The 22,924-nt window shown below is 73.9% G+C and carries 16 protein-coding genes; 11 read left to right on the forward strand and 5 right to left on the reverse strand.

Features of this window, described 5'->3' with window-relative positions; translation table 11 throughout:
* Nucleotides 1–4 precede the first annotated feature (4 nt).
* From IE287_RS06875 to IE287_RS06905, 7 genes are all read left to right on the forward strand, one after another.
* Complete coding sequence (locus IE287_RS06875; RefSeq protein WP_229883315.1) at nt 5–1,396, forward strand: cation:dicarboxylate symporter family transporter; 1,392 nt, start codon at nt 5–7, stop codon at nt 1,394–1,396.
* Between the two features lie 333 nt (nt 1,397–1,729).
* Entirely contained in the window at nt 1,730–1,930 is a 201-nt protein-coding gene (locus IE287_RS06880; protein ID WP_189847999.1) for a hypothetical protein, read from the forward strand.
* 58 nt (nt 1,931–1,988) lie between these two features.
* The gene (locus IE287_RS06885) at nt 1,989–2,405 is read left to right on the forward strand and encodes a MerR family transcriptional regulator (protein ID WP_189848000.1); all 417 of its coding nucleotides are present in this window, start codon (nt 1,989–1,991) and stop codon (nt 2,403–2,405) included.
* A 5-nt stretch (nt 2,406–2,410) separates the two neighbouring features.
* Nucleotides 2,411–2,830 carry a thioredoxin family protein gene (locus tag IE287_RS06890; protein ID WP_308436853.1) on the forward strand — a complete coding sequence of 140 codons (420 nt, stop codon included), beginning with the start codon at nt 2,411–2,413 and terminating at the stop codon, nt 2,828–2,830.
* Nucleotides 2,831–2,864: 34 nt separating this feature from the next.
* Nucleotides 2,865–3,314 carry a GNAT family N-acetyltransferase gene (locus tag IE287_RS06895; RefSeq protein WP_189848001.1) on the forward strand — a complete coding sequence of 150 codons (450 nt, stop codon included), beginning with the start codon at nt 2,865–2,867 and terminating at the stop codon, nt 3,312–3,314.
* A 111-nt stretch (nt 3,315–3,425) separates the two neighbouring features.
* Nucleotides 3,426–4,301, forward strand: coding sequence for an alpha/beta hydrolase (locus tag IE287_RS06900; protein WP_189848002.1), 876 nt, complete (start codon nt 3,426–3,428; stop codon nt 4,299–4,301).
* A gap of 170 nt (nt 4,302–4,471) precedes the next feature.
* A complete protein-coding gene (locus IE287_RS06905; protein WP_189848003.1) occupies nt 4,472–6,706 on the forward strand; it encodes a HelD family protein in 2,235 nt (744 codons plus the stop codon).
* On the opposite strand, the gene glgB is transcribed toward IE287_RS06905, so the two are convergent.
* The 4 genes from glgB to IE287_RS06925 all read right to left on the reverse strand — a co-directional run bounded on the left by glgB (nt 6,693) and on the right by IE287_RS06925 (nt 14,283).
* Complete coding sequence (glgB, locus tag IE287_RS06910; protein WP_229883316.1) at nt 6,693–8,906, reverse strand: 1,4-alpha-glucan branching enzyme; 2,214 nt, start codon at nt 8,904–8,906, stop codon at nt 6,693–6,695. The two genes, IE287_RS06905 and glgB, sit on opposite strands and share 14 nt — an antisense overlap.
* Before the next feature lie 106 nt (nt 8,907–9,012).
* A complete protein-coding gene (locus tag IE287_RS06915) occupies nt 9,013–10,362 on the reverse strand; it encodes a maltokinase N-terminal cap-like domain-containing protein (protein ID WP_189848005.1) in 1,350 nt (449 codons plus the stop codon).
* Nucleotides 10,363–10,606: 244 nt separating this feature from the next.
* Complete coding sequence (gene treS / locus IE287_RS06920; protein WP_189848006.1) at nt 10,607–12,301, reverse strand: maltose alpha-D-glucosyltransferase; 1,695 nt, start codon at nt 12,299–12,301, stop codon at nt 10,607–10,609.
* Nucleotides 12,298–14,283 (reverse strand): alpha-1,4-glucan--maltose-1-phosphate maltosyltransferase, encoded by a 1,986-nt coding sequence (locus IE287_RS06925; RefSeq protein WP_229883317.1) that lies wholly within the window; start codon nt 14,281–14,283, stop codon nt 12,298–12,300. The genes treS and IE287_RS06925 overlap by 4 nt, the downstream gene beginning before the upstream one ends.
* 358 nt (nt 14,284–14,641) lie before the next feature.
* Here IE287_RS06925 and IE287_RS06930 point away from each other — a divergent pair, with 358 nt between their 5' ends.
* From IE287_RS06930 to IE287_RS06945, 4 genes are all read left to right on the forward strand, one after another.
* The gene (locus IE287_RS06930) at nt 14,642–15,469 is read left to right on the forward strand and encodes an AraC family transcriptional regulator (protein ID WP_189848008.1); all 828 of its coding nucleotides are present in this window, start codon (nt 14,642–14,644) and stop codon (nt 15,467–15,469) included.
* Between the two features lie 106 nt (nt 15,470–15,575).
* On the forward strand, nt 15,576–18,128 hold the full coding sequence (gene glgP / locus IE287_RS06935) for an alpha-glucan family phosphorylase (RefSeq protein WP_189848009.1): 2,553 nt from the start codon (nt 15,576–15,578) through the stop codon (nt 18,126–18,128).
* Between the two features lie 92 nt (nt 18,129–18,220).
* Complete coding sequence (locus tag IE287_RS06940; RefSeq protein ID WP_189848010.1) at nt 18,221–18,907, forward strand: response regulator transcription factor; 687 nt, start codon at nt 18,221–18,223, stop codon at nt 18,905–18,907.
* Nucleotides 18,900–20,411: a sensor histidine kinase gene (locus tag IE287_RS06945; protein WP_229883318.1), complete on the forward strand. Its 1,512-nt coding sequence runs from the start codon at nt 18,900–18,902 to the stop codon at nt 20,409–20,411. Before IE287_RS06940 ends, IE287_RS06945 begins: the two co-directional genes overlap by 8 nt.
* A gap of 102 nt (nt 20,412–20,513) precedes the next feature.
* On the opposite strand, the gene IE287_RS06950 is transcribed toward IE287_RS06945, so the two are convergent.
* Nucleotides 20,514–22,544, reverse strand: coding sequence for a M4 family metallopeptidase (locus IE287_RS06950; RefSeq protein WP_189848011.1), 2,031 nt, complete (start codon nt 22,542–22,544; stop codon nt 20,514–20,516).
* Nucleotides 22,545–22,924: the final 380 nt, after the last annotated feature.

Here is a 22,924-nt window from a genome sequence, read left to right on the forward strand (position 1 = left end):
GGACGTGGACACCCATCAGCGCGAGGAGGACCCCGTGGCCGCACGCCGGGACCGTACCCACTATCTGTATCTGGCCGTCATCGGCGCCGTCCTGCTCGGCATCGGCGTCGGCTTCCTGGCCCCGGGCGTGGCCGTCGAGCTGAAGCCGCTGGGCACCGGCTTCGTGAACCTGATCAAGATGATGATCTCGCCGATCATCTTCTGCACGATCGTCCTGGGCGTCGGTTCGGTCCGCAAGGCGGCCAAGGTCGGCGCCGTCGGCGGCCTCGCGCTCGGCTACTTCATGGTGATGTCGACCGTCGCACTCGCGATCGGCCTCGTCGTCGGCAACCTCCTGGAGCCCGGTTCCGGCCTCCACCTCACCAAGGAGCTGGCCGAGGCCGGCGCCCGGCAGGCGGAGGGCGCGAGCGAGGGCACCGCCGACTTCGTGCTCGGGATCATCCCGACGACCCTGGTCTCCGCCTTCACCGAGGGCGAGGTCCTCCAGACCCTGCTCGTCGCCCTCCTCGCGGGCTTCGCGCTCCAGGCCATGGGCCCGGCCGGCGAGCCGGTGCTGCGCGGCATCGGCCACATCCAGCGGCTGGTCTTCCGCATCCTCTCGATGATCATGTGGGCGGCCCCGGTGGGCGCCTTCGGCGCCATCGCCGCCGTCGTCGGCGCGACCGGCCTCGACGCCCTGAAGTCGCTCGCCGTCATCATGATCGGCTTCTATCTGACCTGCGCCCTCTTCGTCTTCGTCGTCCTCGGCGCGCTGCTCCGGCTGGTCGCCGGGATCCACATCTGGTCGCTCCTGAGGTACCTGGGACGCGAGTTCCTGCTGATCCTCTCGACCTCCTCCTCCGAGTCCGCGCTGCCCCGCCTGATCGCCAAGATGGAGCACCTGGGCGTCTCCAAGCCGGTCGTCGGCATCACCGTCCCCACCGGCTACTCCTTCAACCTCGACGGCACCGCCATCTACCTCACGATGGCCTCGCTCTTCGTCGCCGAGGCGATGGGCGACCCGCTCTCCGTCGGCGAGCAGATCTCCCTCCTCGTCTTCATGATCATCGCCTCCAAGGGCGCCGCCGGCGTCACCGGCGCCGGCCTCGCCACCCTGGCCGGCGGCCTCCAGTCGCACCGCCCCGACCTGGTCGACGGCGTCGGCCTGATCGTCGGCATCGACCGCTTCATGAGCGAGGCCCGCGCCCTCACCAACTTCGCGGGCAACGCCGTCGCCACCGTCCTCGTCGGCACCTGGACGAAGGAGATCGACCGGACGCGGGTGACCGAGGTCCTGGCGGGGAAGTTCCCCTTCGACGAGAAGACGTTCGTCGACGACCACGCCCCGGCCGACGACCCCGCGGCCGTACCGGACCAGCGCGACCAGGGCGAGGAGCGCGCCCGCGCCGGGGTGTGACGCCGTGAACCTCCTCCCGGGACCCGGGCCTTGAGCCGGATCCGGGCACCGGGAGGAACCCGTCCCGTGCGGAAGGCCCTTGACGGCGTCAAGGGCCTTCGCGTGAGAATGGGCCCACTCGCGTCGCGTGTCGGTCCGCGCTCGAAAGCGGAGACATGGAGGCAAGAGGACGGTAGGGACGGCAGTTGCCTCTCGACTTCAACGCCCCGATCACCGAAGAGTTCCGCACCGACGCCGGACGCCTCGGCGGCCCCTTCGAGGGATGGGTGCTCCTTCTCCTCGCCACCGCCGGCGCCGGGCCCGGACCGGCCGGACGCCCTCGCCGACGAGCCGGTGAGGACCCACGACCGGCTGCGCGCCGGACCCACCACCTGCCCGCGAGTCCCGCACGGCCTGCGCGCGCAGCCCGCCCGGGTCGACGGGACCGGGCCGGAGGAGCCGCGCCCGGAGTCCGGCCGGCCGCGGGTGGAGCCGGAGGCGCACCTCCCGTACCGGGAGGCGGAGGGCGTGCCGCCGCTCCGGCCGGCCGGCTGACCTTCCGCCGTTCCTTCCCCTTGCCCTGACGCCGACGTCAACGCGTACGTTCGTCGCCATGCGCATCGGAGAGCTGGCCGAGCGGGCCGGGACGACCACGCGGACCCTGCGGTACTACGAGTCCCGTGGTCTCCTGCCCGCCCGGCGCACGGAACAGGGCCACCGCGTCTACGACGAGGGCGACCTGCGGCTGCTGCGGGAGATCCGGACCCTCCAGGACTTCGGGTTCGGGCTGGAGGAGACCCGGCCGTTCGTGGACTGCCTGCGGGCCGGCCACCCGGCCGGGGACTCCTGCCCGGCGTCGGTCGCGGTCTACCGCCGCAAGCTCGGCGAGCTGGACGCGCTGCTCGGCCGCCTCCAGGAGGCACGCGACCAGGTGGCCGTCCAGCTGCTGCGGGCCGAGGCGGAGCTGCCCTCGGGTCCGGCCCCCCGGTGCGAGCTCGGCACGGAGACGACAGCGAGCACGGAGGAGTGACGGAGATGACGACGAACCCCGCCCCGGCGAGGAACCCGGCCCCGACGGACCCGGCCCCGACGGTCCCGGCCCCGGCGGGGAACCCCGCGCCGGTGGCCGCGGCGACGGTGAAGGTGACCTCGGACGCGGACTTCGCGGCGGACGCCCTGTCGCCGGGGCCGCCGGTCCTGGTGCAGTTCACGGCCGCCTGGTGCGGCCCCTGCCGCCGGCTGAAGCCGGTGCTCGCCGCGCTCGCGGCGGAGGAGGAGGGCCGGCTGCGCGTGGTCGAGATCGACGTGGACCACAACCCCGCGACCACCGTCCGCCACGGCGTCCTGGCCACCCCCACCCTGCTCGTCCTCAAGGACGGCGAGCCGGTGAAGTCGCTGGTCGGGGCCCGCTCGAAGCGGAAGCTCCGACAGGAGCTGGCGGACGTCCTGGACTGAGCGCCCGGGCGCCGGGCCGTGTCAGACTCGGCCCATGAACCATGATCACGACGCCGTGGGGCTGACCGTCGGGGGCCGCGACCCGGACCTCGCCAAGCTCCTGGACCGCGGCCTCGACGCGTACAACTTTGCGGCCACCGGGACCACCGCCGAGGACCAGGGCGAGCTGTCGGTGCGGGCCGTCGACCCGGCGACGGGCGAGACCGTCGGCGGGCTCACCGCCTGGACCTGGGGCGGACTGCTCGGCATCGACATGCTGTGGGTGCACGAGGACCACCGCCGGGGCCGCTGGGGGAGCCGGCTGCTGCGCGCGGCCGAGGCGGAGGCCCGCCGGCGCGGCTGCGACCGGGCGGTCGTCTCCTCCTTCACCTTCCAGGCCCCGGACTTCTACCGGCGCCACGGGTACGCGGAGACCGGCCGCACGCTCGGCATCCCGGGCGGCGCGGAGGACGTCCACTTCCACAAGAGCCTGACCACCCCGTAGCCGGAGGGCCGGGCCCCGCCGGGGCCCGGCCCTGCGGGGGTGCTTGACCTTTCCCGGGGAGATGGCGATACGATACGTCTCGTCTTGTTGAGAGAGCGGGAGGAGACCGGCATGATCCGTGGACGGTACGTGGACGTGGAGCCCGGCGTACGGCTCTGGGCCGAGGAGCGCGGCGACGCCGACCGCCCCCCGCTGCTCCTGGTCATGGGCGCGCAGGCGTCCGGGCTCGCCTGGCCCGACGGGCTGGTCGAGCTGCTGGCCGCCCGCCACCGGGTGATCCGCTACGACCACCGCGACACCGGCCGCTCCACCTGGGCCTTCGACGAGAACCCCTATCCGCTGAGCCGGCTCGCCGAGGACGCCGTCGCCGTCCTGGACGCCTTCGGGGTCGAGCGGGCCCACGTCGTCGGGATGTCCCTCGGCGGGCTGCTCACCCAGCTCCTCGTCGCCGACCACCCGGACCGGCTGCTCGGCGCCACCGTCATCGGCACCGCCGCGCTCAGCGCCACCCCGTACGTCCGTCCCGACGGGGTCAGGGTCCCGGTGGAGGAGCTGCCCGGCCCGGCGCGGCACCTGCTGGAGTTCTGGTCCCTCCCCGAGGAGGACCGGGACCCGGAGGCGGAGCTGGACCACCGGGTCGAGCACTGGCGGGCCCTCGCCGGCGACGGCCTCCCCTTCGACGCGGACTGGTTCCGCGCGCAGGAGCGGGCGATCGTCGCCCACACCGGACACCACCGGCCCGGCACCGCCCACGCCCGCGCCGACGCCTCCGGACTGCTCCGCACCGACGAGCTGGCCGCCACCGCCGTGCCCGTCCTGGTGATCTCCGCGCCGGCCGAGCCGGTCGCCCCGCCGCCGCACGCCGAGCACCTCGCCCAGGTGGTCCGCGGCGCCCGGCTCGCCGAGATCCCCGGCATGGGCCACGCCCTGCCCCCGGCGGTGCACGCACCGCTGGCACGGGCCGTCCTCCGGCACGCCGGGGCCTGACCGAATATCCTGGAAGAGCGCACAAAAATACCCCGGCTGAATTGACAGTCGGGGTGGTGCGGCGTCTATATTGATGAATTCCGTGTGCTTGCCGACGGTTTGCGTCAGCTTATGTCCGGCGAATTCGCGGAGCATTTCACTAAAGGCACTGTATCGCGCTGGGAGTCGAATTGTCAACCGAGCCAATTCGGGACGAGCAGAAATTCATCACCTCGCTCTACGCGCGGCTCGACGATCTGCGGGACCGGGCCGAGGCCGCCGTCGGCGCGGCCCTCGGCACGCCGGGGACCGGGAGCGCGCAGTCGCGCCTGGAGCGGGACATCATGGTGGCCGAGCAGTCCGGGCTGCTCGCCGCGTTCAACGCCGGCGAGACCGGACTCTGCTTCGGGCGGCTGGTCTTCCGGGACGGACGCGACCACCACATCGGGCGCATCGGCCTGCGCGAGGACGACCCGCGGCGCACCCCGCTCGTCGTCGACTGGCGCGCCGAGGTCGCCCGCCCCTTCTACCTCGCCACCGGCCACGAGCCGATGGGCCTCAGCCGCCGCCGGCACATCACCACCCGGGGCCGCGAGGTCGTCTCGCTCCACGACGAGGTGCTGGACCTCGCCGACCGCACCCGCTCCGGGCACGAGGGCCGGGACGCCGACGAGGTGCTCCTCGCCGCGCTCGACGCCGCCCGCACCGGCCGCATGCACGACATCGTGCAGACCATCCAGGCCGAGCAGGACGCCATCATCCGCTCCCCGCACGGCGGCGTCCTCGTCGTCGAGGGCGGTCCCGGCACCGGCAAGACCGCGGTCGCCCTGCACCGGGCCGCGTACCTGCTCTACGCCCACCGCGAGCAGCTCGCCAAGCGGGCCGTCCTCATCGTCGGCCCCAACCCGGCCTTCCTCGGCTACATCGGCAACGTGCTGCCCTCGCTCGGCGAGACCGGCGTCCTGCTCGCCACTCCCGGCGAGCTCTACCCGGGCGTCCGCGCCACCGCCGCCGACGCCCCCCGCGCCGCCGCGGTGAAGGGCGACGTCCGGATGGCCGAGGCGCTGGCGGCGGCCGTGCGCGACCGGCAGCAGGTCCCCGGGCGCGGCGCGCCGCTCGTCGTCCCGCACGAGGACGGCGACCTGGTCCTCGACTGGGACATGGCCCTGGAGGCCCGTCACAAGGCCCGCGAGACCGCCCTCCCGCACAACCTCGCCCGCCCCTACTTCGCCTTCCGGATCCTCGACGCGCTCGCCGCGCAGCTCGCCGACCGGATCGGCGCCGACCCCTACGGCGGTCCCAACTTCCTCGGCCCCGACGACATCGCCCTGCTCGCCAAGGGCATCGCCGCCAACCCCGACGTGCACGCGGCCATCGACTCGCTCTGGCCCGAACTCACCCCCGAGGACTTCCTCGCCGACTTCCTCGCCGAGCCCACCCACCTCCCCGAGGAGGACGCGGCCGCGATCCGGCGCGACGGCGGCGCGTGGACCCCCGGCGACGTACCGCTCCTCGACGAGGCCGCCGAGCTCCTCGGCCACGACGACTCCGCGGCCCGTGCCGCCCAGGAGGCCGAGCGGCAGCGGCGGGTGCAGTACGCGCAGGGGGTCCTGGACGTCTCCTTCGCCTCGCGCACCTACGAGTTCGAGGACAAGGAGGAGCTCGACGAGGACGCCTCCGAGGTGCTGTCCGCCCACGACATCATCGACGCCGAGCGGTTCGCCGAGCGGCAGGAGGAGGCCGACCACCGCACCGCCGCGGAGCGGGCCGCCGCCGACCGCACCTGGGCCTTCGGCCACATCATCGTCGACGAGGCGCAGGAGCTGTCCGCGATGCAGTGGCGGCTCCTGATGCGCCGCAGCCCCACCCGCTCGATGACCCTGGTCGGCGACCCCGCCCAGACCGGCGACCCGGCCGGCGTCGGCGCGTGGCAGGCGATCCTCGCCCCGCACGTGCAGGACCGCTGGCAGCACGTGCGGCTCGGGGTCAACTACCGCACGCCCGCCGAGATCATGGCGGTCGCCGCCGCGGTGCGCCGCCGGGACGACCCCGCCTTCGAGCCGCCCGGCTCGGTCCGCTCCACCGGCGTCGAGCCCTGGGACCGGACCGTCGAGGACCCGGTCGAGGAGACCGCCGCCGCGGTCGCGGCCGAGGCCCGCCACGAGGGCCGGCTCGCCGTGATCGCCCCGGCGGAGCTGCTCCCCGCCCTGGCCGGGGCCCTCCCCGACGCCTCCCACGGCCCGGCGCCCGACCTCACCCGCCCGGTGGTCCTCCTCGACCCCCGCCAGGCGAAGGGCCTGGAGTTCGACACGGTCCTCGTCGTCGACCCGGAGGCCGTCCGGGCCGGCTCCCCGCACGGTACGAACGACCTGTACGTGGCGCTGACCCGGGCGACCCAGCGGCTCGGGATCGTCAGGCGGGCCTGAGCCAGACCGTCGCGAGCGGCGGCAGCGTCGTCCGGATGCTCGCCGAGCGCCCGTGCCACGGCACCGACTCGGTCTTCACCGGGTCGGTGCCGACCACGTCCGAGCCGCCGTACCGGGAGGCGTCGGTGTTGAGCACCTCGCCCCACGCGGCGAAGGCGTCCGGCACCCCGAGCCGGTAGTCGTGCCGGACGACGGGGGAGAAGTTGCAGACGGCGAGCAGCGGGGAGCCGAAGGCGTCGTAGCGCAGGAAGGCGAGGACGTTGTCGTCGGCCGCGTCCCCGGCCACCCACTGGAAGCCCTCCGGCGCGGTGTCGCGCTCCCACAGCGCGGGGGTCGCCGTGTAGACCCGGTTCAGGTCCCGCACCAGGTCCTTCACGCCCCGGTGGTCGGCCTCCGCCCCGTACGCCGGGTCGAGCAGCCACCACTCCGGCCCGTGGTCCGCCGACCACTCCGAGCCCTGGGCGAACTCCTGCCCCATGAAGAGGAGTTGCTTGCCGGGGTGGGCCCACATGAAGCCCAGGTAGGCCCGGTGGTTGGCGCGCTGCTGCCACCAGTCGCCGGGCATCTTCGACACCAGCGCCCGCTTGCCGTGCACCACCTCGTCGTGCGAGATCGGCAGGATGTAGTTCTCGCTGTACGCGTACACCATCGAGAAGGTCATCTCGTGGTGGTGGTACCTGCGGTGCACCGCCTCCTTCTCCATGTACTGGAGCGAGTCGTGCATCCAGCCCATGTTCCACTTCATGCCGAAGCCGAGGCCGCCGAAGCCTCCGGGGCCGACCAGGTCCGTCGCCCTGGTCACGCCGTCCCAGGCGGTCGACTCCTCGGCGAAGGTCACGATCCCGGGGCAGCGGCGGTAGACGGTGGCGTTCATCTCCTGGAGGAAGGCCACCGCGTCCAGGTTCTCCCGCCCGCCGTGCTCGTTGGGCAGCCACTCGCCGTACTCGCGGGAGTAGTCCAGGTAGAGCATCGAGGCCACCGCGTCGACCCGCAGCCCGTCGATGTGGAACTCCTGGCACCAGTAGACCGCGTTGGCCACCAGGAAGTTCCGCACCTCCTTGCGGCCGTAGTCGAACTCCAGGGTCCCCCAGTCCGGGTGGTGCGAGCGGCGCGGATCCGGGTGCTCGTAGAGGGGCCGCCCGTCGAACTCGGCGAGCGCCCACTCGTCCTTCGGGAAGTGGGCCGGCACCCAGTCCATGAGCACGCCGATGCCCGCCCGGTGCAGCGCGTCCACCAGGAACCGGAAGTCGTCCGGGGTGCCCAGGCGGGCGGTCGGCGCGTAGAAGCCGGTGACCTGGTAGCCCCAGGAGCCGCCGAAGGGGTGCTCGGTGACGGGCATGAACTCGACGTGGGTGAAGCCGAGTTCCGCCAGGTAGGCGGGGAGCTCGACGGCGAGCTCGCGGTAGGTCAGACCGGGGCGCCAGGACGCCAGGTGGAGCTCGTAGACGGAGATCGGCGCCTCGTGCGGCGGCCGGGCCCCGCGCCGGGCCATCCACTCGGCGTCGTCCCACGCGTAGTGCGACTCGGTGACGATCGAGGCGGTCCGCGGCGGGCACTCGGTGCGCCGGGCCATCGGGTCGGCGCGGACGGTGTGCGAGCCGTCGGGCCGGGTGATGTCGTACTTGTAGACCGCGCCCTCCCCGACCCCGGGCACGAACAGCTCCCACACGCCGGTCGAGCCGAGCGAGCGCATCGGCAGCCCGGTGCCGTCCCAGTGGGTGAAGTCGCCGGTGACGCGGACGCCCCGGGCGTTCGGCGCCCAGACGGCGAAGCGGGTGCCGGTCACCCCGCCGTGGGTCATCACCCGGGACCCCAGCGCCGTCCACAGCTCCTCGTGCCGGCCCTCGCCGATCAGGTGCAGGTCCAGCTCGCCGAGGGACGGCAGGTGCCGGTAGGGATCCTGGACGGCGACCTCGCTCCCCTCGTACCGCACGCGCAGCTCGTAGGCCGGGACCTTCCGCAGCAGCGGCACGAGCGCCGCGAAGAGGCCGTCGCCCTCGTCGAGCAGCTCGACCGTCCGCCCCTTCGGCAGCAGGGCCGTCACCCCCTGCGCCCAGGGCCGGAGCACCCGGACGACGACCCCGCCCTTCACCGGGTGGGCGCCGAGCAGCGCGTGCGGGTCGTGGTGCTCCCCGGCGAGCAGCCGCGCGCGCTCGCCGGGGTCGAGCGGGGGCGCCGGGCGGGGCGTCTTCGCGGTCACGCGAGGCCTCCTGAGAAGTCGAAATGGGTACGAACAAGGCAACTCCCCGGCCGTCCGTCAGGACACTCCGCCGAACGGGCCATCTCGCCCGCCGGGCTCCCCGCGCTCAACGGGCCGCGGCGAGACGCTGGATGGCGGACATGGGGACGGGGAGCCAGTCGGGGCGGTGACGGGCCTCGTAGACGACCTCGTAGACCGCCTTGTCGGTCTCGTAGGCGCGCAGGAGCGCCGGGTCGGTGCGCGGGTCCGCGCCCGCGACCTCGGCGTAGCCGGTGCAGTAGGCGGCCCGGCAGCGGGCCGCCCAGTCGGCGTTCCAGGGCCGGTGGGTGCGGGCCGCGTAGTCGAAGGAGCGGAGCATCCCGGCGACGTCGCGGACGGTCGGCTGGGGGCGGCGGCGCTCGTCGAGGGGCTTCGCCGGCTCGCCCTCGAAGTCGATGACGGCCCAGGCGCCGTCGGAGCCGCGCAGGGTCTGCCCGAGGTGCAGGTCGCCGTGGATGCGCTGCACGGTGCCGGCCCCCTCCGCCTCCCCGGCCGCCGCGAAGACGGCCCGCAGGCCGGGGACGTAGGGCAGGAGCGCGGGGACGGCCTGGGCGGCGGCGTGCAGCCGCCGGTCCATGGCGGCCGCCAGGTCCTCGGTCTCGGTGCGCGGCAGCCGCTGGGTGGGCAGGGCCCGGGCGAGGGCGAGGTGGACCTCGGCGGTGGCCCGCCCGAGCGACCGCGCCTCGGCGGTGAACTCCCGGCCGGCGGCCAGCGCGTCGAGCGCGAGGCGCCAGCCGTCGCGGGAGTCGCGCAGGTAGGGCTGGAGCACGCCCAGGGTCGCCGCGCCGGACTCGAACCAGGCGACCGGGGCCGGTACGCGGGCGCAGCCGGCCCGGTCGAGGGCGAGGGGGAGCTCCAGGTCGGGGTTGGCGCCGGGGCTGACCCGGCGGAAGATCTTGAGGATGTAGGCGTCGCCGAAGACGAGCGAGGAGTTGGACTGTTCGGCGTCGAGGACCCGGGGGGCGAGCGCTCCGGGCAGCGGGCGGGTGGCGTGGAAGCGGAGCGGTCCGGTGCGGCCGGGGGAGCGCAGCCGCTCGTAGAGCAGCCCGGCGAGGCGCGGATCGCGCAGTCCCTCGTAGAGGGCGCGGCCGGCCAGCGGGCCCTGCCGGACGCGTCCGATGAGGGCGGGGGCGAGGCGTGGCGGGAGCTGGCTCCGCACGCCGAGGAGGAGCTGGTAGCAGTCGGCGGGTTCGCCGGCCGGACGGCCGGGCTGTTCGACCCGCAGCAGGAGGTGGAGGAGTCCGGGTCCGGCGCCGTCCAGGGGGAGCAGCTCGGTGGCCGCGTCCAGGGTGAATCCGGTGACCCGGCGGCCCTTGCCCGCGAACCAGCGCTGCCGTGGCAGCCATTCGTGGAGCAGGGGCGTGAGGGACGGAAGGAGGGCGTCCGGGGCCCGGGTGGTGGATGCGGTCTCCGGCATGGCATCGCGTCCTTTCCCCGGGGCGCGCAATGGGATGTCGTAAGCGTTCAAATGCGCAGATTGTCCCGGATGGCGGCTGGGGCTGTCCGGATGTGCGGGACGTGTCGGAAAGGGAAGATCCGTATGGATGGACCGGGATGGAGCGGGATGGACCACGATGGACCCGGTTCGTGTGTGGGACACAGTTCCCAGGGTGGGGCGGCGGAAACCGCCCCACCCCGACGGAGGCCGAAACGGCCGTCCCTCAACTCCGCTTCATGCGGAACCAGTAGAAGCCGTGACCGGTCAGCGTGAGCAGGTACGGCAGCTCGCCGACCGCCGGGAACTCCACCCCGCCGATCAGCTCCACCGGCCGCATCCCCGCGAAGCGCCGCAGGTCCAGCTCGGTCGGCTGCGCGAACCGCGAGAAGTTGTTCACGCACAGCACCAGGTCGTCGCCGTCCTCCCGCAGGAAGGCGAGCACCGCCGCGTTGGAGGACGGCAGTTCGGTGTACGTACCGGTCCCGAAGGCACGGTTCTGCTTGCGGACCTCGATCATCCGCTTCGTCCAGTGGAGCAGCGAGGACGGTGAGGCCATCCCCGCCTCGACGTTGGTCACCTGGTAGCCGTGGACCGGGTCCATGATGGCCGGAAGGTAGAGCCGGCCCGGGTCGCAGGAGGAGAAGCCCGCGTTCCGGTCCGGGGTCCACTGCATCGGGGTGCGCACCCCGTCCCGGTCGCCGAGCCAGATGTTGTCGCCCATGCCGATCTCGTCGCCGTAGTACAGCACCGGGGAGCCCGGCAGCGAGAAGAGCAGCGCGGTGAACAGCTCCATCTGCTTGCGGTCGTTGTCGAGCAGCGGGGCGAGCCGGCGCCGGATGCCGATGTTGGCCCGCATCCGCGGGTCCTTGGCGTACTCGGCGTACATGTAGTCCCGCTCCTCGTCCGTGACCATCTCGAGCGTGAGCTCGTCGTGGTTGCGGAGGAAGATGCCCCACTGGCAGCCGGAGGGGATCTCCGGGGTCTTCGCCAGGATCTCGGAGACCGGGTAGCGCGACTCGCGCCGGACGGCCATGAAGATCCGCGGCATGACCGGGAAGTGGAAGGCCATGTGGCACTCGTCGCCGCCGGAGCGGAAGTCGCCGAAGTAGTCGACGACGTCCTCGGGCCACTGGTTGGCCTCGGCGAGCAGCACCGTGTCCGGGTAGTGGTCGTCGATCTCCTTGCGGACCTGCTTGAGGAAGGTGTGGGTGGCCGGCAGGTTCTCGCAGTTGGTGCCCTCCTGCTGGTACAGGTACGGCACCGCGTCCAGCCGGAAGCCGTCGATCCCCAGGTCCAGCCAGAACTTCAGCGCCGACAGGATCTCCTCCTGCACCGCCGGGTTCTCGTAGTTGAGGTCCGGCTGGTGCGAGAAGAAGCGGTGCCAGTAGTACTGCTTGCGGACCGGGTCGAAGGTCCAGTTGGAGGTCTCGGTGTCGACGAAGATGATCCGGGCGTCGGCGTACTGCTTGTCGTCGTCGGCCCAGACGTAGTAGTCGCCGTACGGGCCCTCCGGGTCGCGCCGGGACTCCTGGAACCACGGGTGCTGGTCGCTGGTGTGGTTCATGACGAAGTCGATGATCACGCGCATCCCGCGCTGGTGCGCCGCGTCCACGAACTCGACGAAGTCGGCGATGTCCCCGAACTCGGGGAGCACCGAGGTGTAGTCGGCCACGTCGTAGCCCCCGTCGCGCAGCGGGGACTTGAAGAACGGCGGCAGCCACAGGCAGTCCACGCCGAGCCACTGGAGGTAGTCCAGGCGCGAGGTGATGCCCTTCAGGTCGCCGACGCCGTCGCCGTTGCTGTCCTGGAAGGACCGGACGAGGACCTCGTAGAAGACGGCCCGCTTGAACCAGTCGGGGTCGCGGTCCTTGGCGGGGGTGGACTCGAAGGTGTCGGGGACGGGATCGTTGACGGTCATGAGGTGGGTGACCCTCCGGTCTGCGGGGACGGTCGCAGGACGAGCACGTGCGCGGGCGTGACGCCCGGTTCCAGGCGCACGTAGGCGTTCCTGCCCCAGTGGTAGGTGTCGCCGGTGAGCTCGTCGCGCACCGGCACGGTCTCGTGCCAGCCGAGGCCGAGTTCCGGCATGTTCAACGAGACCGTCGCCTCCTGGGTGTGGTGCGGGTCGAGGTTGACGACCACCAGAACGGTGTTCGAACCCGACTTCTTCGCGTACGCGATCACCTGCGGGTTGTCGGTGTCGTGGAAGGTGAGGTTCCGCAGGCGCCGGAGCGCCGGGTGACGGCGCCGGATCCGGTTCAGCGAGGTGATCAGAGGGGTGATCGTCGACCCCGAGCGCTCCGCCGACTCCCAGTCACGAGGCCGGAGTTGGTACTTCTCCGAGTCCAGGTACTCCTCGCTGCCCTCCCGCAGCGGGGTGTTCTCGCACAGCTCGTACCCGGCGTAGATCCCCCAGGTCGGCGAGAGCGTCGCCGCCAGCACCGCCCGCACCTCGAAGGCCGGCCGGCCGCCCTCCTGGAGGTAGGCGTGCAGGATGTCCGGGGTGTTCACGAAGAAGTTCGGCCGCATCTGCGCCGCCACGTCCCCGGACAGCTCGGTCAGGTACCCGGTCAGCTCGTCCTTCGTGTTCCGCCAGGTGAAGTACGTGTACGACTGCTGGAAGCCGACCGCCCCGAGCGTCCGCATCATCGCCGGCCGGGTGAAGGCCTCCGCCAGGAAGATCACGTCCGGGTCCGCGCCGTTGACCTCCGCGATGACCCGCTCCCAGAACACCACCGGCTTGGTGTGCGGGTTGTCCACCCGGAAGATCCGCACCCCGTGGTCCATCCAGTGGCGCAGCACCCGCACGGTCTCCGCGACGATCCCGTCCATGTCGGCGTCGAACGCGATCGGGAAGATGTCCTGGTACTTCTTCGGCGGGTTCTCCGCGTAGGCGATCGAGCCGTCCGGACGGTGGTGGAACCACTCCGGGTGCTTCTCCACCCACGGGTGGTCCGGCGAGCACTGCAGGGCGAAGTCCAGCGCGATCTCCAGGCGCAGCTCGCGCGCCCGGGCCACGAAGGCGTCGAAGTCCTCGAAGGTGCCCAGGTCCGGGTGGATCGCGTCGTGCCCGCCCTCCGGCGAACCGATCGCCCACGGCACGCCGACGTCGTTCGGACCCGCCGACAGGGAGTTGTTGGGGCCCTTGCGGTGGGTCTCGCCGATCGGGTGGACCGGCGGCAGGTAGACCACGTCGAAGCCCATCGCCGCGATGGCCGGGAGCCGTTCGGCGGCCGTGCGGAAGTTCCCCTGCACCGTGCGGCCCTTGACCTTCCGCACGCCCTCCGAGCGCGGGAAGAACTCGTACCAGGAGCCGAACAGCGCCCGCTCCCGCTCCACCCGGAGCGGGAACACCGGCGACGCGGAGACCAGTTCGCGCAGCGGGTGCCGCTCCAGGGCCTCCGTCACCTGCGGCGCGAGCGCGGCGGCGAGCCGCGCGGCGGCCGGCCGGGACCCGTCCCGCAGCGCGTCCGCCGCCGCGAGCACCGCCTCGCGTCCGCCGCCCTTCTTCGGGACGCCCTTCGCGGCCCGCTCGTGCAGCTCCGCGCCCTCGGACAGGACGAGTTCGGAGTCGATCCCGGCCGGGATCTTGATTTTCGCCGCGTGGCGCCAGGTCGCCAGCGGGTCGCTCCACGCCTCGACGGAGTACGTCCACAGGCCCTCGGCGTCCGGGGTGACCTCGGCGCCCCAGCGGTCGGAGCCCTCGGCCAGCTCGCGCATCGGGGTCCACGGGCCGGTCCGGCCGGTCGGGCCGGTGAGTACGACATTGGCGGCGACCGCGTCGTGGCCCTCGCGGAAGACGGTCGCCGACACCTCGAAGGTCTCGCCGGCCACCGCCTTCGCGGGGCGCCGGCCGCAGTCGACCAGCGGGCGGACGTCCAGTACGGGAATGCGTCCCATGAGCGGATTCACAGCATCACCTGACGGGTTACGGGGGTGCGGGTGGTGGTGCGCTCTTTCTAGCCGCGCCGGAGGCCGGTGGGAGGCGGGCATCGCCGCGCCCCTCCGCGTTCACTCGGATGGCGGGTCCACAGGGATGAAGACGAGTACGGAGCGGACGGTTTCGGGGGTTACCGGTGGAGCCTTCCCCAGGTTCTCGGGCGGGCAATCCGGCCCTTTGTTAACTACTAGGGCGTAGGGGGTCGGGCAAGGCCACCGGTCGGACACGAATCCGGCCGGACGCGTGCGGCGTCCCGCAACCCCCGTCCCGGCTCGTTACGCTGACGGTCCGTCGTCACCGGGAGATCGGGAGACGCACATGGACGCGAACACGGCCCGGGCCGTCCTCCACCACGTGCTGGCCGGACGCTGCCGGCTCGTCCTGCCGGGGGCCGGCCCCCTCGAACTCGCCGCCGGGGACCTCGCGCTCCTCCCGTCCGGCGCGCGCCACCGGCTCACCGCCGGCCCCGGCGCGCCGCCCCCGCCCAGACCCGCCGCCCCGGGCGCCGGGCCGCCCCGGTCCGGCGGCCCGCCCGTGGAGGTGCGCGAACTCGGCGGGGAGGGCGACGGCGCCCGGGTCCTCACCGTCCGCGCCGGATACGACCGGCGGACCGCACCGCCCCTCGTCGCCGCCCTGCCCCGGGCCCTGCGCCTCGGCCGGACCCGCGTCGACGCCGCCCCGCTGCTCCGCGACACCCTCGCGCTGCTCGCCGCCCCCGGCCGCCGGTCCGGCCCCGGCGACCGGCTGCTCGCCCTGCGGGTCCTGGAGGCCGGCCTGGTCCTCGCCACCGTGCCCCCGCCGCCGGACGGCCCGCGCCGGCACCCCGGCATCGGCCGCGCCGTCGCCGCCATCGAGAACCGCTACGCCGAGCCGTGGACCGTGGTCACCCTGGCCCGCGAGGCCGGGATGTCCCGCTCCGCCTTCACCGCCGCCTTCCGCGCGGCCGTCGGCACCACCCCGGCCCGCCACCTGACGGCCCGCCGGATACGGGAGGCGGCCCGACTGCTCGCCGGGACCGGGATCCCCCAGTCCGCCGTCCCCGCCCGCGTCGGCTACCGCAGCCGGGTCGGCTTCCACCTCGCCTTCCGCACCGCCTACGGCACCACGCCGGGCGAGTACCGCGCCGGCGCCCCCCGCCGGGACTGAGGCCCCATGGCCCGGCGGCCGCGGACGCCCTACGCTCGGCGGCACGCCGGACGCACAGCGTGGTGCGTCCGCTCCGTTCCGTCACCGGCCTGCGAAGGTGGGACACGTGAAGGCAATCCGTCGATTCACCGTGCGTCCTGTCCTCCCCGACACCCTTCGACCCCTCGCCGCCCTGGCGCGCAATCTGCGCTGGTCCTGGCACGAACCGACCCGCGCCCTCTTCGACTCCCTCGCCCCCGAGGGGCTCGCCGGAGCCGACCCGGTCCGGGTCCTCGGCGCCCTGGAGGCCCCCCGGCTGACCGCGCTCGCCGCCGACCGGGACTTCCTCGCCCGGCTCGCCGCCGCCGCCGAGGACCTCGACGGCTACCTGGACCGGCCCCGCTGGTACCAGGAGCGCGGCTCCGGCGACGGCCCCGCCGCGGTCGCCTACTTCTCGCCCGAGTTCGGCGTCGCCGCCGCCCTGCCGCAGTACTCCGGCGGGCTCGGCATCCTCGCCGGCGACCACCTCAAGTCCGCCAGCGACCTCGGCGTCCCCCTGATCGGCGTCGGACTCCTCTACCGCCACGGCTACTTCCGGCAGTCCCTCGGCCGCGACGGCTGGCAGCAGGAGCAGTACCCCGTCCTCGACCCCGGCGAGCTGCCCGTCACCCTGCTCCGCGAGCCCGACGGCACGCCCGCCCGGATCACCCTCGCCCTGCCCGGCGGCCGCAGCCTCCACGCCCACCTGTGGGTCGCCGAGGTCGGCCGGGTCCCCCTGCTGATGCTCGACTCGGACGTCGAGGAGAACGCCCCCGGCGAGCGGGCCGTCACCGACCGGCTCTACGGCGGCGGCAGCGGGCACCGGCTCCTCCAGGAGATGCTGCTCGGCATCGGCGGCGTCCGGGCCGTCCGGACGTACACCCGGCTCACCGGCCACCCCGAACCCGAGGTCTTCCACACCAACGAGGGCCACGCCGGCTTCCTCGGCCTCGAACGGATCCGCGAACTCCAGGGCGAGGGGCTCGACTTCGACGCCGCCCTGGAGACCGTCCGGGCCGGCACCGTCTTCACCACCCACACCCCCGTCCCCGCCGGCATCGACCGCTTCGACCGCGAACTGGTCGCCCGCCACCTCGGCGACGACGGCGCCCTCCCCGGCCTCGACACCGGCCGGATCCTCGCCCTCGGCGACGAGACCCCGCTCGGCGGCGAACCCGGCGTCTTCAACATGGCCGCCATGGGCCTGCGCCTCGCCCAGCGGGCCAACGGCGTCTCCACCCTCCACGGCGCCGTCAGCCGCGGGATGTTCGCCGGGCTCTGGCCCGGCTTCGACACCGCCGAGGTGCCGATCGCCTCGATCACCAACGGCGTCCACGCCCCCACCTGGACCGCCCCCGAGGTCGGCCGCCTCGGGGCCGACGCGAGCGACCGCGACCTGTGGGAACTGCGCCGCACCCTGCGCACCCGGCTCGTCGCCGACGTCCGCGACCGGCTCCGCGCCTCCTGGCGCCAGCGCGGCGCCGCGGCCGCCGAACTCGGCTGGACCGACGCCGTCCTCGACCCCGAGGTCCTCACCATCGGCTTCGCCCGCCGCGTCCCCTCGTACAAGCGGCTCACCCTGATGCTCCGCGACAAGGACCGGCTGCGCGCGCTGCTGCTCCACCCCGAGCGGCCGGTGCAGCTCGTCGTCGCCGGCAAGGCCCACCCGGCCGACGACGGCGGCAAGAAGCTCGTCCAGGAACTCGTCCGGTTCGCCGACGACCCCCGGGTCCGGCACCGGATCGTCTTCCTGCCCGACTACGGCATGGAGATGGCCCGCGGCCTCTACCCCGGCTGCGACGTCTGGCTCAACAACCCGCTGCGCCCGCTGGAGGCCTGCGGCACCAGCGGCATGAAGGCCGCCCTCAACGGCTGTCTCAACCTCTCCGTCCTCGACGGCTGGTGGGACGAGTGGTTCGAGCCCGAGTTCGGCTGGGCGATCCCCACCGCCGACGGGGCCGCCGCGGCCGACGAGGACCGCCGCGACGACCTGGAGGCCGCCGCCCTCTACGAGCTGATCGAGCGCCGGGTCGCCCCCCGCTTCTACGACCGCGGCCCCGACGGCGTCCCCGCCGCCTGGACCGCCATGGTCCGCCGCACCCTCGCCGAACTCGGCCCGAAGGTGCTCGCCGACCGGATGGTCCGGGAGTACGTGGAGCGGCTGTACGTCCCCGCCGCCGGGGCCCGCCGGGCGCTCGCCCCGGACCGGGCCCGGGAGCTCGCCGCGTGGAAGACGCGCGTCCGGGCGGCCTGGCCGGGCGTCTCGGTCGACCACGTGGAGATCGGCGACGACCTCGCGGAGGCCGGCGCCGAACTGGGCGCCACCCCGGTGGTCCGGGTCCGTGTCGCGCTCGGAGGCCTCGCCCCGGACGACGTCGAGGTGCAGGCGGTCACCGGCCGGGTCGACGCCGAGGACTCCCTCACCGACACCCGGGCGGTCACCCTCAAGCCGGCCGGCGGCCCGGACCTGGAGGGCCGCCAGCCCTACGCCGGAACCCTGGAGCTCGACCGCACCGGCCCCTTCGGCTGCACGGTCCGCGTCCTGCCCGCCCACCCGCTCCTCGCCCACCCCGCCGAGCTCGGCCTCCTCGCCCTGCCGGAGGACGCGGGCGGCGAGGGCGCCGGGGTGCTCCTGAGGTAGCGCCGCGCCCGCGACGGCCGCGCCCCGACCCGGGCGCGGCCGCCGCGGGCGCTCCGTACGCCGGGCCCCGCCCGTTGCCTAGGCTGGGCCGCATGATCAGGGTGCTGCTCGCGGACGACGAGGCGATGATCCGTGCCGGGGTGCGGGCCATCCTCACCACCGACCCCGGGATCGAGGTGGTCGCCGAGGCCGGGGACGGGCACGAGGCCGTGGAGCTGGCCCGGCTGCACCGGCCCGACGTGGCCCTCCTCGACATCCGGATGCCCCGGCTCGACGGCCTCGCCGCCGCCGACGCGCTGCGCCGCACCCTCCCGGGGACGGCGGTGGTCATGCTCACCACCTTCTCCGAGGACGACTACATCGCCCGCGCCCTCGGCGGCGGCGTCGGCGGCTTCCTCCTCAAGTCCGGCGACCCGCGCGAACTGATCGCCGGGGTCCGCGCGGTCGCCGCCGGCGGAGCCGCCCTCTCGCCCACCGTCGCCCGCCGGGTCATCGACACCCTCGGCGGCGAACGGCTCACCCGCGCCGCCGACGCCCGCGCCCGGCTCGCCGCGCTCACCGGCCGGGAGCGGGAGGTCGTCGCGCTCCTCGCGGCCGGCTTCTCCAACCAGGAGATCGCCGCCCGCATGCACGTCGTCGAGGGCACCGTGAAGGCCCACGTCAGCGCGGTCCTCGGCCGGCTCGGCCTGCGCAACCGCGTCCAGCTCGCGGTCCTCGCCCACGAGGCGGGGCCGGTCGGCGGGCCCGGGCCGGACGACCGGGGCGCCCCCGGTGCCTGAGACCTCCCCGGCCCGCCGCCGCCTCTTCGACCTGGCGCTGTGGATGCTGCTCTCCGTCCCGGTCCTGCTCCGCTCCGATCCGAACGACGGCGGCTCCTGGTTCCAGGTCGCCGCCGGGATCACCGTCCTCGGCGGCTGCGTCGCCGTCGGCCGCCGGTGGCCGCTGCTGCCGCTGGCGGTCACGGTCGCGGCGAGCCTGCCCGCCTCCCTCGAACTCTTCACCCCCTCGTACAGCCTCGCCCTCGTCGCCTTCGGCTACCTCGCCGGGCGGCGCCAGGACCACACCCGCGGCTCGCTCTGGCTCTTCGGCGCGGTGGCCGCGGTGGGGCTGCTCCTCACCCGGCTCACCGGCACCTCCCTCGGTCCCTGGTTCACCCTGCTGCTCGCCCTGGCGCTGGCGATCGTGGCGCCCTGGCTGGTCGGCCGGTACGTGCGCCAGTACGACCGGCTGGTGCGCAGCGGCTGGGAGCTGGCCGACCGGATGGAGCGGGAGCAGGCGGCGGTGGCCGACCGGGAGCGGCTGCGGGAGCGGTCGAGGATCGCCGGGGACATGCACGACTCGCTCGGCCACGACCTGGCGCTGATCGCGGTCCGGGCGGGCGCCCTGGAGGTGGACCCGGCGCTCGGGCCCGGGCAGCAGCGGGCGGCGGGGGAGCTGCGCCGGGCGGCGGCGGAGGCGACCGAGCGGCTCCGGGACGTCATCGGGGTGCTGCGGGAGGAGGGCGCCGAGGCGCCCACGACCCCGCCGGACGAGACGGTCGGCGACCTGGTGGACCGGGCGCGGGCCTCGGGGCTGGACGTGACGCTCTCGGGCGGCCCGCCCGCGCTGCCGGGGATGGCGGACCGGGCGCTGCGGCGGGTGGTGCAGGAAGGGCTGACGAACGCGGCCAAGCACGCCCCGGGCGCCGCCGTGCGGGTCGAGGTCCGGGAGACCGGGCCGCGGGTGACGGTGCGGGTGGAGAGCGGGCCGGGCACCGGGTCGGGGCCGCCCGCCTCCGGGGGGTCCGGCCTCGTCGGGCTCGACGAGCGGGTGCGGCTCGCGGGCGGCACGCTGTCCCACGGCCCGCTGCGGGGCGGCGGCTTCGCGCTGACGGCGGTGCTGCCGCGGCGGGCCCCGGCGGCGGTGCCGGCCGCGCCGACCTCCGCCCGGGAGCTGGACCGGGCCAGGCGGCGGGTGCGCAAGGACCTGGTGCGGGCGATCTGGATCCCGCTGGCGCTGCTGGCCGCGCTGGCGGTGCTGACGGCGGGCGTGGCGCTGTGGTCGCAGTCCCGCGCGTACCTGGAGCCCGACAACTACGCGCGGCTGCTGGTGGGACAGGCGTACGGGGAGATCGTGGAGGACCTGCCGGAGCATCCCCTGGAGGTGCCGCCCGCGGGGCTGGGGCCGGAGCCGGCGGGGGTCGACACGTGCCGGTACTACCGGGCGACGGTCTTCGCGGAGCTCCCGGTCTACCGGCTGTGCTTCGCGGCGGGCCGGCTGGCCTCCGCGGACGAGCTGCGCTGAACCGGCGGGGGTGCGCGGAGGGCGGCGGGGAACGGGCGGACGCCCGGAGGGATGGGTCCCTCCGGGCGTCCGTCGTGACTGCTCCGGGCCGTGCCCCCCGGGTTACGGGAAGGTCAGCTTGAAGGAGTTGATGTAGCCGGTGTCGGCGCCGGCCTTGTCCTGGACGCGGAGCTTCCAGGCGCCGTTGGCGACCTCGCTGGAGGCGTTCACGGTGTAGGTCTGGTTGATGTTGTCGGCGCTTCCGCCGGAGCGGTTGTGCAGGTTGTAGACCGAGCCGTCGGGGGCGACGAGGTCGACGACGAGGTCACCGATGTAGGTGTGGACGATGTTCACGCCGACGGAGAGGTTGGTCGGCGCGTTGCCGGTGACGCCGGTGACGTTGACCGTCGAGGTCACCGCCGCGCCGGGGGAGTCCGGGATGGAGACGTCGGCGGTGTTCTCGAAGACCTTGCCGGTCGGCGGCTCGCCGCCGCCGGGGCGGGTGCCGACGTTGACGGCGGCCCAGGCGTGCTGGACGGCGAGGGCCTCGGGGCTGCCGGCGCCGTAGAGCTCCTCGGCCACCGCGACCGTGCCGGTGCGGGCGCCCGCGTAGTTGGTCGAGGAACCCCACTTGGTGGTGAGGGCCTTGAACCAGATCAGCCGGGCCTTGTCGATGCCGATGCCGGTGACGGGCAGGCCGTCGGAGGTCGGCGAGTCGTAGGTCACGCCGTTGACCGTCTTCACGCCGCTGCCCTCGGAGAGCAGGTAGAAGAAGTGGTTGGCCGGACCCGAGGAGTAGTGGACGTCGATCGATCCGATGCCCGAGTACCACGCGTCCTTGGACGAGCCGTCCTTGCTCGGCTTGTCCATGTAGCGGAGCGGGGTGCCGTTGCCGCGGATGTCGATCTTCTCGCCGACGAGGTAGTCGCCCTTGTCGTTCGGGTTGTTGGCGTAGAACTCGACCGCCGCCGCGAAGATGTCCGAGGTGGCCTCGTTGAGGCCGCCGGACTCGCCGCTGTAGACGAGCTTGGCGGTCACCGAGGTGAGGCCGTGCGTCATCTCGTGGGCGGCCACGTCGATGGAGGTGAGCGGCTTGGTGTTGCCCGCGCCGTCGCCGTACGTCATGCAGAAGCAGGAGTCCTGCCAGAAGGCGTTGACGTAGGCGTTGCCGTAGTGGACCCGGGAGTACGCGCCGACGCCGTCGCCGCGGATGCCGCTGCGGCCGTGCACGTTCTTGTAGTAGTCCCAGGTGAGCGCGGCGCCGTAGTGGGCGTCGGCGCCGGCCGTCTCCAGGTTGGTCGCGGTGCCGTCGCCCCAGACGTCGTCCGAGCCGGAGAAGAGCGTCCCGGTGCCGGACGTGCCCCGGTTGAGGTTGTACGTCTTGTGGTTGCCGCGGCCGGTGTCGGTCAGCGTGTACGAGGGCGCCGTGCCGAGCGTGACCTGGCCGCTGTACTGGGTGTTGCCCGTACCGGTGTGGACGCCCTGCCACTCGTACAGCTTGGCGCCGGTCTTGGCGTCGGTGACGACGTGCAGCTCGTTCGGCGTGCCGTCCTCCTGGAGGCCGCCGACGACGGTCTCGTACGCGAGGACGGGGGCGCCGGACTGCGCCATCCAGACGACCTTGCGCGGGGCGCGCTCGCTCTTGGCCGCCTTCGAGCCGTCGGCGGCGGCGAGGCCGACGGCCTGCTTCTCCGCGGCGGCCGGGGTGACGGTGGCGGCGAGGTCGACGTTCTTGAGCTCCGCGCGGGAGGACTTCGAGACGCCGGTGGTGACCCCGGTGGTGGACTCGGCGACGATCAGGTCGCCGCCGAGCACGGGGAGCCCGCCGTAGGTGCGCTCGTAGCGGGTGTGCGTGGTGCCGTCGCGGTCCTGGACCACGTCGCGGACGACCAGCTTCTCCTGGGCACCGAGGCCGAGCGCCTTGGCCGTCTCGGCCTTGTCGGCGTCGGCGGCCTTGATCAGCGCGGTGCGCTGGGCGGGGGAGAGGTCGGCGGGGAGCTTGCCCGGGTCGGCCTTCCCGCCCGCCAGGATCTGCGGGGCGGCCCCGGCGTTGTCGGCGGAGGCGCTGCCGGCCTGGACGCCGACGGCGAGCATGGCGGCGGCGGCGATGAGCGCGCCGGTCGCGGTGGCACGGCGGCTGGGCGTGGATCTCACGCGAACTCCTTTTGCGAGGGGGGTACCGGCCGCTGGGTGGGGCGGGCCGGGCTGTGCAAGCAGAGCGGTGGCGCACGATCGGGTGAAGTGGTGAACACGGTTGCGAGGAACCGGTGGAGAGACTGGCAGCTACCGGCGGTATCTGTCAGGAGCGCGTCAACAACTTGGCCGGAAGTCGTCCGCTGCGCGTACGGCCGCGTTCGTTAACCGGACGTTTCATCGATCATGGGCGGGACGCCATCCCCCGTTCCGCGTGCGGGAACGCCGTGCCGGCCGCCCGCGCCGACCGCTCCCCGCCGCCCGCCGTCCCGCCCCTCGGACGCGAGACGGCTTTACCGAAGCGATGGCCGGAATCATCCGGCGTGAACCGAGCCTTCCGC

Origin of the sequence: Streptomyces omiyaensis (genome assembly GCF_014650895.1) — a bacterium.
Taxonomy (GTDB): domain Bacteria; phylum Actinomycetota; class Actinomycetes; order Streptomycetales; family Streptomycetaceae; genus Streptomyces; species Streptomyces omiyaensis.